This is a genomic window from Pseudomonas moraviensis (assembly GCF_900105805.1).
In the GTDB taxonomy this organism is placed as follows: domain Bacteria; phylum Pseudomonadota; class Gammaproteobacteria; order Pseudomonadales; family Pseudomonadaceae; genus Aquipseudomonas; species Aquipseudomonas moraviensis_A.
Genome location: NZ_LT629788.1, coordinates 5,742,058 through 5,756,104 on the forward strand (window position 1 = coordinate 5,742,058; position 14,047 = coordinate 5,756,104).

A 14,047-nucleotide genomic window follows, 5' to 3' on the forward strand; every position below is an offset into this window, starting at 1 on the left:
ACATGCGGGTCGAAAGCCGTTCGCTCGAACGGCTGGCCCCATGAAAGGATCTGGCGATGACAGCCCCCATCGATTCAGCGACGTCTGTGAATAACTGTACGACCAAGCGAATCGGGCTGCTCATTCTCCCGCAGTTCTCCATGATGGCGCTGGCGGGTGCCAGTGAGCCGCTGCGTGCGGCCAATCGGCTGTCCGGCAAAACGCTTTATGAGTGGACCCTGCTGACTGAATCAGGCGGCCCGGTCAGCTCCAGCAGCGGCATCGAAATCCACACCGTGCCGGTTGATCAGGCGCCGGAACTGGATCGCGTGTTCGTTCTGGCGAGCCTGGACATCGAGCATCAGAAACCACCGAAAATCCTGCGTTTCCTCCAGCGTGCGGCCTCGCGCGGGATCACCGTAGGAGCGCTGAGCACCGGCACTTTCATCCTCGCCCGTGCCGGTTTACTGGAGGGCAAGCGCTGTACCTTGCACTGGGAATCCATCGGTCAGTTCTCCGAAGAATTCCCGACGATCGAAGTCACCCGGGAGCTCTACGTTAACCATGACAACCGCTGGACCTGCGCCGGAGGTACGGCGGCGATTGACCTGATGCTGGCGCAGATCGCGCTCGATTTCGGTAACCAGCTCGCGGCGAGTATCGCCGAGCAATTTCTGCACGCCCGGATACGTGCGCCGGAAGAGCATCAGCGAATGTCGATCCAGTGGCGGTTCGGCATCCACGATCGTCGGCTGACCGCCGCCATCGCGTTCATGGAAAACAATCTGGAGAACATCGTCGGCATCGAAGAAATCGCCGACCGCTGCAATCTCTCCCATCGGCAACTCGAACGTCTGTGGCATCAGCACTTTGGCATGACGCCGAAGAAGTTCTATCTGGAGCTGCGATTGAACGAAGCACGGCGGTTGCTGCGTGAAAGTACCCAGCCCATTGCGTCGATTGCCTACAGCTGCGGGTTCGTTTCGGCATCCCACCTGGGTGCTGCTTACCGTCGTGTCTGGGGCTGTACGCCCGGAGAGGAGCGGCGGAAATTTGATGATGCTCACTCCTGATTCCTTTACACGGAACATCCTCCATAAATCCTCCGGACCACGCACTCCGCAAAATCCCATAGCTAGCTAATGACTCGGCCTGCCAAGCGAAGAACTCCGGCGAGCCTTTTCGTTTGACGACCGCGCCTACAGCTATCTGCCATCACTGCAAAGCGCTGCACTTCATGCAAGCTGGTCGCGTCACGTCGATTTTTTGATAGAAATCGTCGAACTCCAAGCTCAGAGTGCTTGTTCGGGCGCGGTACTGTTTCGCCCAGACACGGCGTTCACTCCAGATGCGCGACCGATAAAAACAACAATGACGTACAGAAGGCACAACCCTCATGGAAACCTTGAGTTTCATTCTGGAAAACGCTGGGCTGATCGGTCTGCTACTCGGCCAGCACCTGTTCATCGTGGCGGTAGCGGTGGGGCTGGCAATTCTGACCGGCGTGCCCGTGGGGATCTTCATCTCCCAGCACCCCAGAACACGCCGTTGGGTCCTGGCCTTCGCCGCGGTTCTGATGACCATTCCCTCCGCCGCGCTGTTCGGGCTGATGATTCCGGCGCTCTCGCAGATCGGCTACGGCATCGGCGTGTTGCCGGCGGTCATTGCGCTGTTTCTCTACTCCCAGTTGCCGATCATCCGCAACACCACCACGGCGATCGCCAACATCGACCCCGCCTTGCGTGAAGCCGCCATCGGCATGGGTATGTCGACCGGGCAACGACTGCGCAAGGTTGAGCTGCCGATTGCGGTGCCGCTGATCATGGCCGGCGTGAGGATGGCCACCGTCATCAACATCGGGATCGCAGCCATCGCCGCTTACATTGGCGCCGGCGGCCTCGGCAGCCTGATCATTCGCGGCATCGCGCAATCGGATACTCGACAGCTTCTGGCCGGTGCGATCGTCATCAGCGTCATCGCCATCGCCGCCGATTATGCGCTGTACGGCTTGCAGCGCCTGCTGACGCCCAACGGCTTGAACAAGAACAAACTGGCCACCGGCCGAATGAAGGAAGCGACGACGTGATCCAGATCGAAAACCTGAACAAGCAATTCGGCGCTGTCACGGCGGTAGAAGATGTCTCATTCAATGTCGAAGAGGGACAGATCTGCGTACTGCTCGGGCCCTCGGGTTGCGGCAAAACCACGACGCTGAAAATGATCAACCGACTGATCACGCCGACGTCCGGCACCATCAGAATCAATGGTCGCGACACCTCCGAAATGGACAGCGTCACCCTCAAACGCTCCATCGGCTATGTGATCCAGCAAGTCGGCCTGTTCCCGAATATGACCGTCGAGGAAAATATCTGCGTCGTGCCCAATCTGTTGGGCTGGGACAAGAGCAAAAGCCGTAAACGCGCCGCCGAGTTGCTGGAAGTGGTCGCGCTGGATCCGGCGAAGTTTCTCAAGCGCTATCCCTGTGAGCTGTCCGGTGGGCAACAGCAGCGCATCGGCGTAGCGCGGGCGCTGGCTGCGGATCCGCCGGTGATGCTGATGGACGAGCCCTTCGGCGCCATCGACCCGATCAACCGCGAAGTAATCCAGGACGAATTCATGCGCATCCAGCGCCTCGTCAACAAGACCGTGTTGTTCGTCAGTCACGACATCGACGAAGCGGTGAAGATGGCCGACTGCGTCGCCCTGTTCCACAACGGCAAAATCCAGCAATTTGGCAGCTCGGATGATTTGCTGGCGCGGCCCAACAGCGACTTCGTGGCGAACTTCATGGGCGGCGATCGGATCATGAAACGCTTGCGCCTGCTGCGCGCGGCGGACGTCGTCAGCAAGATCGCGCCGCGCGAACACATGCAGATCGTCGGCAGCAACAGCGGCATCGCGGCGCACTCGCACCTGGTCGTCAAACCGGGTGATGACCTGCGCCAGGTGCTCTCGCAACTGCTCGGTCGCGGCCAGGACTGGGCGCTTTGCAACGACAGCGACGGACGCTTTGTCGGCTATGTGCACCAGGCCGACATCCTCGCGCGACTGGTCGAAAACATCACTCCGGCGGTGCACTGACCATGGCCGACTTACTCAACCGATTCTGGCAGGGGCTGCAATTCTACTGGGGCGACATCAGCTACCTGACCGTCCAGCACTTGCAGATCGTCGCCGTCAGCGGCGTGTTGGCCATCGCCATTGCGCTTCCGTTGGGTGTGTGGATGAGCCGCCCGGCGAACCAGCGTTATGCCATGGCGAGCATGCAGGTGCTGAACGTGGGGCAGGCGATCCCCAAACTAGCGCTGCTGGCCTTGGCCATGAGCTTGATCGGCGTTGGCAGCGGCGCGGCCATCATCGGCTTGTTTGTCGCGACCTTGCTCCCCGTCGCGGTCAACACCTACGAAGGCTTGCGCGCGGTGCCGCAGCATCTGGTCGAAGCAGCCGAAGCCATGGGCATGACGCCACGGGAAACGCTGTGGAAAGTCGAAATTCCCAATGCACTGAACGTGATATTCGCCGGCATCCGCACCGCACTGGCGATCAACGTCGGCACCGCACCGCTGGCCTTTCTGGTCGGCGGCGGCGGACTCGGCGAGTTGATCTTCACCGGAATCGACCTGAACGACTTCGGCATGATGCTGGCCGGCGCCGTATCGACAGCGCTCCTGGCGATTGCCGTCGATCTGGGCTGCGGCTTGATTCAAACCCTTGCAGTCTCCCGAGGCTTGCGAATGGCCGGCCGCCAATGAATCCGAACACCCTTCACCTAAATCAATAACATGAGGTGCACGATGATTTATCGAATCCTGGCCAGTCTGATCTTCAGCTTTAGTCTCGTTGCCGGTGTTGTCGGCAACGCTACTGCCAACACCACAATTGTCGTCGGCGGCAAGAAGTTTACCGAACAGCAACTGGTCGCCGAAATGACCACACAACTACTACGCGCCAACGGCTACAAGGTCGATAAACGCGCGGACCTCGGTTCATCAGTACTGCGCGCGGCACAAGAGAACGGCCAGGTCGATGTGTATTGGGAATACACCGGCACCTCCCTGATTACTTACAACAAAGTCACCGACAAACTCAGCGCAGAGGAAACCTACAAAAAAATCAGCGAACTGGATGCGCAAAAGGGCATCACTTGGCTGAATCCTTCCAAGGCCAATAACACCTACGCACTGGCCATGCGCAAAGTCGACGCTGAAAAGGATGGCGTAGTCTCGATCAGCGATCTGGCGAAAAACATCGAAGCGGGTCAAACCTACAAGTTTGCGTCGAATGCCGAGTTTTTCTCACGTCCTGATGGACTGCGTCCTCTTCAGGAGGAGTACGGGTTTGAATTCGAGCGGAAGAATATTGTGCGGATGGATGGTGGGTTGACGTATCAGGCGCTTAGGGATGGTCAGGTTGATTTGGCGTTGGTGTTATCGACTGATGGGCGGATACCGGCTTTTGGGTTTGTGGTGTTGAAGGATGATAAGGGGTTCTTTCCTGGTTATGCGTTGACGCCGGTTGTTCGGACAGAGGTGCTTGAGGCGAATCCGAAGGTTGGGGAGTTGCTGAATGCGCTTTCTTCCAAGCTGGATGACGGGACGATTGCGGGGCTGAATTCGCGGGTTGATGTGGGGCGGGAGGCTATTGAGGGGGTGGCTAAGGGGTTTTTGCGGGAGAGTGGGTTGCTTTAATTAGAATGCCGCACACAGGTTTCTTCTTCGACAGCGGACTTGGTCCCTACTTGGCGCCTACTTAGCCCCACTTGGTCCCGTCAAAGAAGTGGATAGCGAGGGAGGTAAGCGTCGGGTTCCGACCGTTTTACAGGCCGAATCGAATTTTCTTGGAATCAAGCATGTGCCGGTGATTTGAACTCCCGTCTGAGCCTGACTCAACGAGGCTTTCGGCCTCGGAGCTGCGATGTTGGACAAGCAGGATAAGCTGAATGGCAAAAAGGTTAAGCCAAGAAAAATTTTTCAATTACGGTCACTGAGCTCACCATGAGTTGAGATGGTCAAGTTGGAGAGCTTGGCCGCGAGTGCTCCTCACTGGATCCGGGGCAATCGAGGCACGCGAACAGCGCATCTAGGAGCAGTTGGAGGGTTACTGTTGTTAATTAATCATCGATAAAACCGTGCGTTTTCGAGAGCTTCATTACGTGATGCTTTGGGTGCACCACACTCCCCCGGCACTTCTGATTCTGGATGGTGATGCTGTTATGATGGCCACCACTCAAATCAGCGTTTTAGAGGGATCTTATGCATTCGTTTTTGTCGAAGACTTTTGGCGGGCTGACCCCCAGCTACTTCATCCGACAACTTATTTTTGGGTCGCTGTTCACGATTCTGATTTTGACGGTTGCGGCCAATAGCCCATCCGGTCTGATGGGTAAGCCTGCGCTGATTGTGATGTCGGTCATCTGCACGCTGCTGTATCCATACTCTCGGTTCGTATATGAGAGTGTCGTAGGGTACGTGATGGGCGAAAACGTATTCTTCGTCAAGGCCATCCTTCTGCTGATGGTCAAAGGGTTCACGATGGCGATGTGTTGGTCGTTTGCAATTTTCATTGCACCGGTTGGCCTGGCGTATCTCTACTGGCACAACAGCCGACAGGTTTCCTGAGTGCAGAAGCCCAGCCATCGAGCTGGGCTTTTTTGTGGTCGTGATTTTACTTCTGATGCTTGAAGAAGTAGTTCATTGCATCGGGTACCAGTTGGGACGCCGCGTGATCTGGACCGATGCACTATGCTTTTTTAGCTCCGCCCCCATAATGAATCGGGATCGAATCTATCAAGCAAATGGTCTCTCTGTTGATTGATGCCCCTGCTCGTACGATGTCCCCACTCGCCAGACGTCCATGAGCTACTAGCAAACGATAGCGTCAATGATTGATGTGCTCGTTAAGCCGACTCTCAAAGTATTGCGCAGTCTCTTTGTCGGTGCAGTACAGGTAACAACCCTTCATCCCGCGCGTCATCAGGGTTCGGTACGTATTTTTGATGATCAGGTCTGTTTCTTTTTTCGCTAGGGAAGGCTGCTCCTTCATCATTTTTTTCCAGCCACGAATCGATTTATCGTGCTTGTCGCGCTCATCCGGGGATGTCACTACGTTGCCGTCACGTACGACTAGGTCTTGTCCGATGATCACTCCGATGTAGTCGACTTCCAGACCTTGGCAGGTATGAATGCAGCCAACCTGCTCGATCGAGTTTTCAGCGATGATCCACAGGCTGCCATCCTGATCCAGGTTCCATTGGCGCTTGTAGTCACCAATGACGATATCTGCTGCGGTGGAGTCTTTCTTACTCAACCAAGGCCAGCAATAGCCCGCGACCACACGAGCCTTGTTTCCATGGTTTTTCTCGTCAATGGCGGCATGCAACGCGTGAGGTGAGTCGAATAACTTGAACTCGTACTCCGAGGTGTTGAGCGTCGGATTTGCTGTCGAGCGAATGCCTAGCACGTCATCCAGCCATGCCATGTAACCGTCAGAACCACTGCAGCGAAACTGTGAAGACAGCACATATTCCTCGACCACAGCACCCTTGGCTTTGGCAAAGGCGCGTATAGCCTGCTTGCTGCCGATGTCGCTCAGTGTCACACGCTGGTCTTCATCGATGAAGAAAATTGAGCATTTCGCTGATTCAATCAGCTCCTTGATCTGGTTTTCGCCAAGATTCCCATAAAGCCCACTTTTCTCATTCAGCCGGTGAGCTTCGTCCACGATAAGCGCATCGAATGTATTGGGCTCAGTGTCAATGAACGCCCCAGAGCCTGAAAAGAAATTCGAGAAATGGCTGCGTTTTATGGTGCCAACCAGTTTGCTTTCGTAAACCTTGCGTGGGGCGGCATTCTTGGAGACATATTTGCTTAACAACTCCAGCTCGGTCAGCTTCACCAGAAGATTGATAGCCAGAACAGTTTTCCCCGTCCCAGGTCCTCCTTCAATAATCAGCACCTTTGGCGCTTGGTCCGAAGCTTCGCTTGCCGCAGCGAGTGCTGACTCGAAAATTGCTTTCTGATCGTCAATCAATATGAATTCTGGTTTGCCCTTCATCAGTCCGCTTAAGGCTTCCGCCAGCGCTTTGGAGGGGCGGATTTTTCCATCCGACAGTTCGTAAAGAATCTCTTTATTGTCGCCGTGAACAATATGCGTCTTCAGGAAGCTTCGGAGCTTGCCAAGTTCTTCCGGACCTTTCAGGAACAGTGGAGCTTTACTGATGTGAGAGTCGTAGTGAGCCGAGTCTATGATGCCGTCGCTGACGTAGTTGTGAAGGTAGGCACACGGACGGATCTCGATGCTTTTGTCATACACGGCCTCGTTGAAGCCTTCCAGCAACGCTGCGTATGACCATACTTGGTAAGACGGGTGAATGGTTTCAACGAGCCCTCCACCCAATGCAGTTTTGACGATGGCATCCTTGGAAGTGGCGCAGGCCTTGCTCCATTGCTTCAACTCGATCAATACGGCTTTTTTTGCCTGGCTTTCGTCGCGACCGGTGAGTAGAAAATCAATTCGCTTCGACGACTGCGGAATATGCAGTTCGATTGCCAGGCCTGCATCGCTGGGCAGGCCTTCATCTCTAAGAACCTTGGCCATGAATGTTAGGGAGCCTTGCCACGACCTGATTTCCGAAGTGCCGACGTTCTTGCCAGTGGCATCCTTGTAATGTCGGAGGATAACCTCCTCAATGTCGTCGTTATCGTTGTCTTTAAGAAATTGCTGTTTGGTCGCAGCGTAAACGATCACGGGTCGTCCTTAGATTCGGATAGGTCAGAGTCGGTCGTACTTTTTGCTATTGCTTTTGGCTTTATCTACGGGATATCTCTGGCCGTTCGAGGCGAGTTTCCGTGTAGCCGCTTCGTTGAGGTCAACGCCAAGTACGCTACTGAGGCGAACCAAGTACATCAGCACGTCCGCCAGTTCGTCCCGGACGGCTTGGCCGATCTCGGGGTCTGCTGCTGCAGAAAGCGAATCGGCATCGCTCATCCACTGGAAGATCTCGCACAGTTCCCCTACCTCACCGGTGAGGGCCAAGATGAGATTCTTGGGGGAGTGGAACTGCTGCCAGTCGCGATCATCTGCGAAACGCTGAAGAGACGCGGCCAGCGTACTTACGTCGACGAGTGGCGCGGATGAGATGTCTGAGTCGCTCACGGGGCAGCCTCTAGTATCAGTAAGGGCGAAAATGCCCGTATGAAATCCGGAGATGAATTGTAAGAGTTTTCGCTGATTGCGTAGGTTTTTTTGTTGTTTGCTCCCAGCACTTCTCTGGTGACGCATTCCTGCTTGCGCTCGATATGTTCTATGAGCGTGGCGAAGTGGACCTGCTGGTCGAGTCGTCTAGAAAAGGAAAGTGGTATCTGTCGCGTGATCTTGCGCGGGTAATCTCGGCGTATACTGGAATGAAAAGGCTTTTTCTACGTTCAGAGCACGCTACGAATATCTCCGAGAGGTGCATGGTTTCGGCCCGCTTGGCGTCGATGGTGAAGCTCCACTTAATTAGCGCCCGATTACGACATTTTGGTGTAGCCGAATTCCACAACAGAGATCCGTTACTGATTAGACGGACCGCGGTTCGTCGCGGTCGGTGAATTGGACGCAGGGCTGCCTTCCTTAAGCGGCAATCGTAGAAAGGTCGGCGGAGAGATCGACATTCCACTGAGCTCGGCTCCCAAGAAGTAACGTGAGTGATGTGGAATCTGTCGAAGTCAAAATCTGTAAGAACTGAAAAAACCTTTCAAGGAAGCCTTGGGGGTCAAACCCATGTTTATTGATTTTCAGCACAAAAAAGACGTCGGTGGACGTCTTTAGATGTTGAGGTGAGTGAGCCGGGGTCATTTGAACTGGTATGAATATGTCCCGAAAACATTGGTCTTCGTATGGTTCGAAAATTTTAGGGATACAGAATGGGATACAAAAAGCGTGGCCTGCTATCCCTAAGAGGTAATTCACTTCTTCGAGTTGGTGTCCTCCTCGGCACGCAGCTCGGTTTCGCGAATGACTCGACCAGTGGTTCCATCAATTTTGAAGACCGTTCTGTCAACAAGCAGGAAGGTGTTTTTGCTATCCGCCAGAATCAGGTGGCCTTTGATCTTGTTACCTTTGTCTGTCAGAACTGTGTGGGTACTCTCCAAAGCATTAGGTTGGGGCAGACCTGTGTACTCACTGAATTTTTCCAAGCCCATACCTTTGCCTTTCTGAACACCAACTGCTGGGGCAAAAAATATTAAGAACATGGAAAAACCGATCCAGGTGGAGAGGCCAACAATTACCCCTGCCTTCAGGCGTTTTGTGATGAGTCCAATGAAGGCCGCCGCAACACCAATAAATACTGAGGCTAGTAAGGCTGGCCCAATGATAGGAACACGACTTGCTGCTGTTAAGGCCCCGCTAAAAACATTCACGTATCCGTGGAGCAATAGGGTCGGAGTACCCAGCGTGAGCTCGTTTGTATCAATACCAAATTGCTCGTAGTAACCAACGAGCACCGAGTATCCGGTGACTATAAGGGCTGCCTGTAAGACCAACGCCCCGTAGATGAGCAGCTTAAAGGCTAAGTCAGTATTCGTTTTTGCGTCTTGGGGATCGGCTGGTTCGGGCACGTCACGAATGGTTTTCAACGGACTCAAGGAAATGTTGACCGGTGTCGTCAGCTCGACCTTGAGTTTTTTTTCTCTGTTCCAGAACACGTTTACTTCCTTGTTAGCTATAGAAGGGGAAACATACTCAGTCATGAAGTCTCTTGCTAGTGGGGCGTTGAACGAGAAATTGCCGGGGGCCCCTGAGGGTTTTACGGAGGTACGGGGTCGGAAACCCGCGGGTTCTTGGTAGTGGGAGGCCTCCCAGCTTACTGAAATTTCAGTCATTGAAATCGAAAGCATTTGCTTGAAATAAGACCATCGTTACTGCTTCGGTAACGATGGTCTTTTGTGTTGCTGATTCCTCATGCCCTGAGCTGCCAACCGAGTCAACCTGTCAACCAATCTAAAAAAGTCAGCCACTACCAAGATCCCGCGGGTTTTATGCCCCGTGTCATTCAGAAATGCTCAGGGTCCCCGGCGACCTCCCATCATCTTGTGCAATTGCACTGGTGAACTGGGTGTTCACCCGGTTCACCTGTTCACTAAGCTGGGCACCTGTCCGCTAACAAAGTCCGGCGGGTTTCCGACCCCGTATATGTCGCTTCAGCGCAGGGGCCCCCAGCCCCCGCGGAATCACCCCGCTGGTGGAATTGATTTCTGACGGGGAGTGGGGTAGATGCTTTAGAAACGAGGTGTAATAAGTGTTACAGGTGTAACGATACCGCCTAAGTCATTGATTTTATTACATATATTGCGCGTTACACAGGCCGTTATTGCGAAGGGCATGAGGTGTATCAGGGACGCAGTGTGTAACGTTTTCAGTCCCTCTGGTGAGCCAAAAAAGCTCGTGCCGCGCGTCAAACAGAACGCTCGCATTGATCCCTTAGCCATCATCCTGCCATTCATGCCATCATGCCGCCAATGCGATTGTAGGAAAGGTTCAACGTCACTGTTTTCACTAATTACCAAGATAAGAACATAAGCCAATACTAAAAGGATTTAATATGCTGCAAAATTTGAAAATCGCTCTCCTCACTCAAGAACAAAACGTATGGTTTATACGTGCAGAAAAAGGGAAGTATGCTAAACACTTTCGTGCAGGAGGCGTAATAGCAATCGAACACTTGGAAAGAGCTTATGGTGGAATCATTCCTAATGAATTGCCAACTGAGGAATTTATTAGAGCTCAATTACTAACCAACGAAAAATACAGTGAATTTCGCGATAATACGAACGGGAAAGAGAGTCGTAAACTCAATAGGTCTGGGTTTAATGTCTTGAACCAAATCAGAAGATTTGCTAATGATATTAAATGCGGAGATCTTATTGTTACCCGAAACGAAAAAGATGATGGTTATAGTTTTGGGATCTGTAGCGAAACTACTCCGTATATCGATCAGGCACCCATTCGCATACCAACAATAAAAAAAGATGGTACACCAGGCTTTGAACGTTCCTCCTTAAGTTATAAACTGCGAAAACATGTGGTCTGGGGGCCCTCCATCTCTCGATCTGAGCTCCCGGGTGCGGTTAGAAAAGCTACAAGCGGCCAACAAACAGTTACGTCCCTAAATAATCACAAAGAAAAAATCTTTCACCTGATTTATCCATTTTTCACAGATGGCGAATCGCTGTTTTTCTCGAATAAAATAAAAACCAGTCATCGTGTAAATGCGCTTGCTGTAGGCAAGCTATTTCAAAATGTCGCGCTAATCAAAAGCCTTAGCGAGACACTTCTTGGTGAAGAGTTTTCCGATTTAAGTCAATTAGCACGGTTAATCGAAAGTGCGATACTTTTGGGTAAGAGTGACATAGTCACCTGCCAAGCTGAATTTATGTCTCCGGGTGATATGTGGTGCCGAATACCACTCATTGGCGACTCCCTTACTAATCAAATTTTTGCTTGCGTTTTGGCTTGTCTTTTACTTACTGGTCAGGTGAAGGCGGAGGAGATAGCGAGCCTGACAAACAATGAGGCAATACCGACACTTACTGTTAAAAAAGATACGGGCGACATATTTAATGATAGATATAAAACGCCAGTAGTATCCCAGAAGCTAAAGTCAATTGCGAAGGCAGCTGGTTCTCAAGCTGAGGTTATTGAAAGTCAAGATCACTCAATCACTGAGGTCAAGAAAAGTCTGAATTTAAGCATTACAAAGGTGGATACTGAAAAGCTCGAAGGCTTCGAATTTGGCATAAACGTGTTGGAGATAGGAAAATCCCATGAAAATCGTTGAGCCAATTAGTAGCGCCCTGCTAATAACTGGCTGTGTGTATGCTGCTGGCACAGGCCAAAATAGTGCATTCATGCGAGAGTTTGGTATTAATCCAGAATTCAGTCAGCCATCAGTCGACAAGATATTATATGACGGTGGTCTTATTACATTTGAGATTTTTTATCACCATTTAAAGGTTATTGCTCTAACATCATTTGTTGTAATTATTGTTTTAGCTGCCATATGGGCTGCAGCAAAATTCATGAAGCCAAATTCAGCGATTGCGAGAGCGCCGAGCCACTTCAGTAAAATAAAAAGCGCGTTGCAGTATACCCCGGCTGGACTGCTACTACTGCTCTATATAATATTTCTATGCTTTTCGTCATACCAAAAATCGCAAGACGTCGGTGTGAAGCTTTCGGAGACATTTATGGAGAGTTGTCACTGGGTGATTTTAAAAGACAAGGAAAATACTACCAAGGCTTGCGCCTTCAGAAAGGATAAAGACTCCATCTGGTATTACAATATCAAGGATGGGGGGTTAAATATAAACTCCAAGTTGTTGACAGAGTTAGGGCAGGTCACTTATATGGAGCCTCAGAAAAATTCGATCACATCAGAGTCCGCTAAAGACAAAAAAGATGGATCATAATTTCCGAATAACTTTGAGCCTATATCTTTACATTCCGCAAATTTGAATCGGCTAATTCCAGTTTTGTTCAATTGGCTAGTTGATTGTGGCCGTCAGCGCTCGATGTAGGTCGGACGAGCTTAGGGTGCTTGTGTCTCGCATTAAGCCAAACTCCCTGAAGCAGGTGGCTGACAATATCTAGGCCAGACACGTCTACCTCTGTTGTCCAAATCCGAGTACTATCTGAACGGAAAATTCGCTAAATTTAAGTCTGATGAGTGAACTATGACGCAAAAAGCTGAAGCTTTGAATTTATTGGAACAGACATTGAGGGATTTGGACTCGCCCAAGAGCTCGGTCTTCTCGTCAGTACAAAAATTATCTCGGGCAGCAGTGCTAGTAGATAATCTTGATGTTCAAATATGGTGCCAGATTCAATTTGGTGATCACAAGTACGTAGGCGAAATACAGAAGCTTTTAGCCACTCTAACTAAAAATGACTATTCAAGTGATGAGGTCAAGCAGCAAGAAATAGATAAGGATATAAGAAGGCTCGAAAAACTTGGTTTGAAGCGAGGCTTGCACTTGGTCACCGAGGAGTTGACTTTCAAAAATCATGTTGCAGGTGGTGGTTTTTTGAGCGTCGGAGTTATCGAAGAGCGATATTCTGATCTTGCAAAAAACAAAATTGGCAATGATGGAACTTATTATAAAACACCTCTTTACAATCATCTTAGCTATGTTCGTAGAAAGGCGCATGAGTTTGCTTCAGAGCTCTATAATAAGCTAAGGTTTTCCGGTACGGTCAGTAGTAGCTTTGATGTGTTAAAAACAGTTGTCGATGACAAACTTCTGGACCTAAACCCGTTGTTGGCTGAGCAGTTAATGATAGTTTTCCGCTCAGTATCCGCATCTAACGCGGAAGAGTGGTCCCAAGCCCTCACATCTTGCCGACGGCTTCTCGAGGGTTTAGCTGACGAGCTTTATCCATCGAATCAGACCTCCGTTAAAGGACGGACGCTCGGTCAGGGGCAATATGTCAATAGGCTTTGGGCATTTATGGATAGCGCTATTGAATCAGAAAGCAATCGAGATTTAGCTAAAACGCATGTCGATTTTCTGGGTGCTTGGCTTGAAAAAACGAATAAAATAACAAATAAAGGGGTTCATGCTGAGGTTGAACAGGTAGAAGCGGTTAAAGCAGTTTTTCATACATATCTTGTAATTGCAGACCTCCTGGAGTACATGGGGGAGTCGCATAAAATCGCAACTTGCATTGACGTCAATACGGCGACAATTGACGAACTTGAAGCGTTACTTGACGTGAGTCGAAATACTGCTAAAGAAATAATCAAGGCGCGAGTTCAGCATGGATCGCTTGATAAAAGTTCTTTGTCTAAGGTTAAAGGTGTTGGTGCCAAGACGATGTTAAAAGCGGTCGAGGTATTTAACCTGTAGCAGAAAATCTTATTACTTTGTGGGTTTCTAAGAATTGGGAGGTGCGTTTCCACTGCTTTCTTAGAGGGCTATCTTTCGCCGGCAACTCGCTCATTGCCTGTGAGGGGGAGTCGCGTTTTGAGCTGACTATGTGGTTCCTTTTATACATTCTTAAGGTCAGACAAGCCTTTTCTCGTTAG

Annotated in this window: 12 protein-coding genes; 9 read left to right on the forward strand and 3 right to left on the reverse strand. The window is 51.1% G+C overall.

Going from position 1 to position 14,047, the window contains the following annotated elements; genetic code table 11:
• Positions 1-56 precede the first annotated feature (56 nt).
• From BLU71_RS25615 to BLU71_RS25640, 6 genes are all read left to right on the forward strand, one after another.
• Positions 57-1,052 carry a GlxA family transcriptional regulator gene (locus BLU71_RS25615; protein ID WP_041477900.1) on the forward strand — a complete coding sequence of 332 codons (996 nt, stop codon included), beginning with the start codon at positions 57-59 and terminating at the stop codon, positions 1,050-1,052.
• Positions 1,053-1,375: 323 nt separating this feature from the next.
• Positions 1,376-2,065, forward strand: coding sequence for an ABC transporter permease (locus tag BLU71_RS25620; protein ID WP_083354173.1), 690 nt, complete (start codon positions 1,376-1,378; stop codon positions 2,063-2,065).
• A complete protein-coding gene (locus BLU71_RS25625) occupies positions 2,062-3,060 on the forward strand; it encodes an ABC transporter ATP-binding protein (RefSeq protein ID WP_083354174.1) in 999 nt (332 codons plus the stop codon). The genes BLU71_RS25620 and BLU71_RS25625 overlap by 4 nt, the downstream gene beginning before the upstream one ends.
• 2 nt (positions 3,061-3,062) lie before the next feature.
• Positions 3,063-3,731: an ABC transporter permease gene (locus BLU71_RS25630; RefSeq protein ID WP_064364517.1), complete on the forward strand. Its 669-nt coding sequence runs from the start codon at positions 3,063-3,065 to the stop codon at positions 3,729-3,731.
• A gap of 42 nt (positions 3,732-3,773) precedes the next feature.
• Complete coding sequence (locus tag BLU71_RS25635) at positions 3,774-4,667, forward strand: glycine betaine ABC transporter substrate-binding protein (RefSeq protein ID WP_083354175.1); 894 nt, start codon at positions 3,774-3,776, stop codon at positions 4,665-4,667.
• A gap of 564 nt (positions 4,668-5,231) precedes the next feature.
• Positions 5,232-5,597, forward strand: a complete 366-nt coding sequence (locus BLU71_RS25640; protein ID WP_083354176.1) for a hypothetical protein — start codon at positions 5,232-5,234, stop codon at positions 5,595-5,597.
• A gap of 259 nt (positions 5,598-5,856) precedes the next feature.
• On the opposite strand, the gene BLU71_RS25645 is transcribed toward BLU71_RS25640, so the two are convergent.
• From BLU71_RS25645 to BLU71_RS25655, 3 genes are all read right to left on the reverse strand, one after another.
• Positions 5,857-7,725 carry a DUF2075 domain-containing protein gene (locus BLU71_RS25645; RefSeq protein ID WP_083354177.1) on the reverse strand — a complete coding sequence of 623 codons (1,869 nt, stop codon included), beginning with the start codon at positions 7,723-7,725 and terminating at the stop codon, positions 5,857-5,859.
• A gap of 24 nt (positions 7,726-7,749) precedes the next feature.
• A complete protein-coding gene (locus BLU71_RS25650; protein ID WP_083354374.1) occupies positions 7,750-8,133 on the reverse strand; it encodes a nucleotide pyrophosphohydrolase in 384 nt (127 codons plus the stop codon).
• Positions 8,134-8,927: 794 nt separating this feature from the next.
• Positions 8,928-9,713, reverse strand: a complete 786-nt coding sequence (locus BLU71_RS25655) for a hypothetical protein (RefSeq protein ID WP_231982447.1) — start codon at positions 9,711-9,713, stop codon at positions 8,928-8,930.
• A gap of 851 nt (positions 9,714-10,564) precedes the next feature.
• Between BLU71_RS25655 and BLU71_RS25660 the strand changes: the two genes are divergently transcribed.
• From BLU71_RS25660 to BLU71_RS25670, 3 genes are all read left to right on the forward strand, one after another.
• A complete protein-coding gene (locus BLU71_RS25660; RefSeq protein ID WP_083354178.1) occupies positions 10,565-11,800 on the forward strand; it encodes a hypothetical protein in 1,236 nt (411 codons plus the stop codon).
• The gene (locus BLU71_RS25665; RefSeq protein WP_083354179.1) at positions 11,787-12,431 is read left to right on the forward strand and encodes a hypothetical protein; all 645 of its coding nucleotides are present in this window, start codon (positions 11,787-11,789) and stop codon (positions 12,429-12,431) included. The genes BLU71_RS25660 and BLU71_RS25665 overlap by 14 nt, the downstream gene beginning before the upstream one ends.
• A 264-nt stretch (positions 12,432-12,695) precedes the next feature.
• Positions 12,696-13,868, forward strand: a complete 1,173-nt coding sequence (locus BLU71_RS25670; RefSeq protein WP_083354180.1) for a ComEA family DNA-binding protein — start codon at positions 12,696-12,698, stop codon at positions 13,866-13,868.
• Positions 13,869-14,047 lie beyond the last annotated feature (179 nt).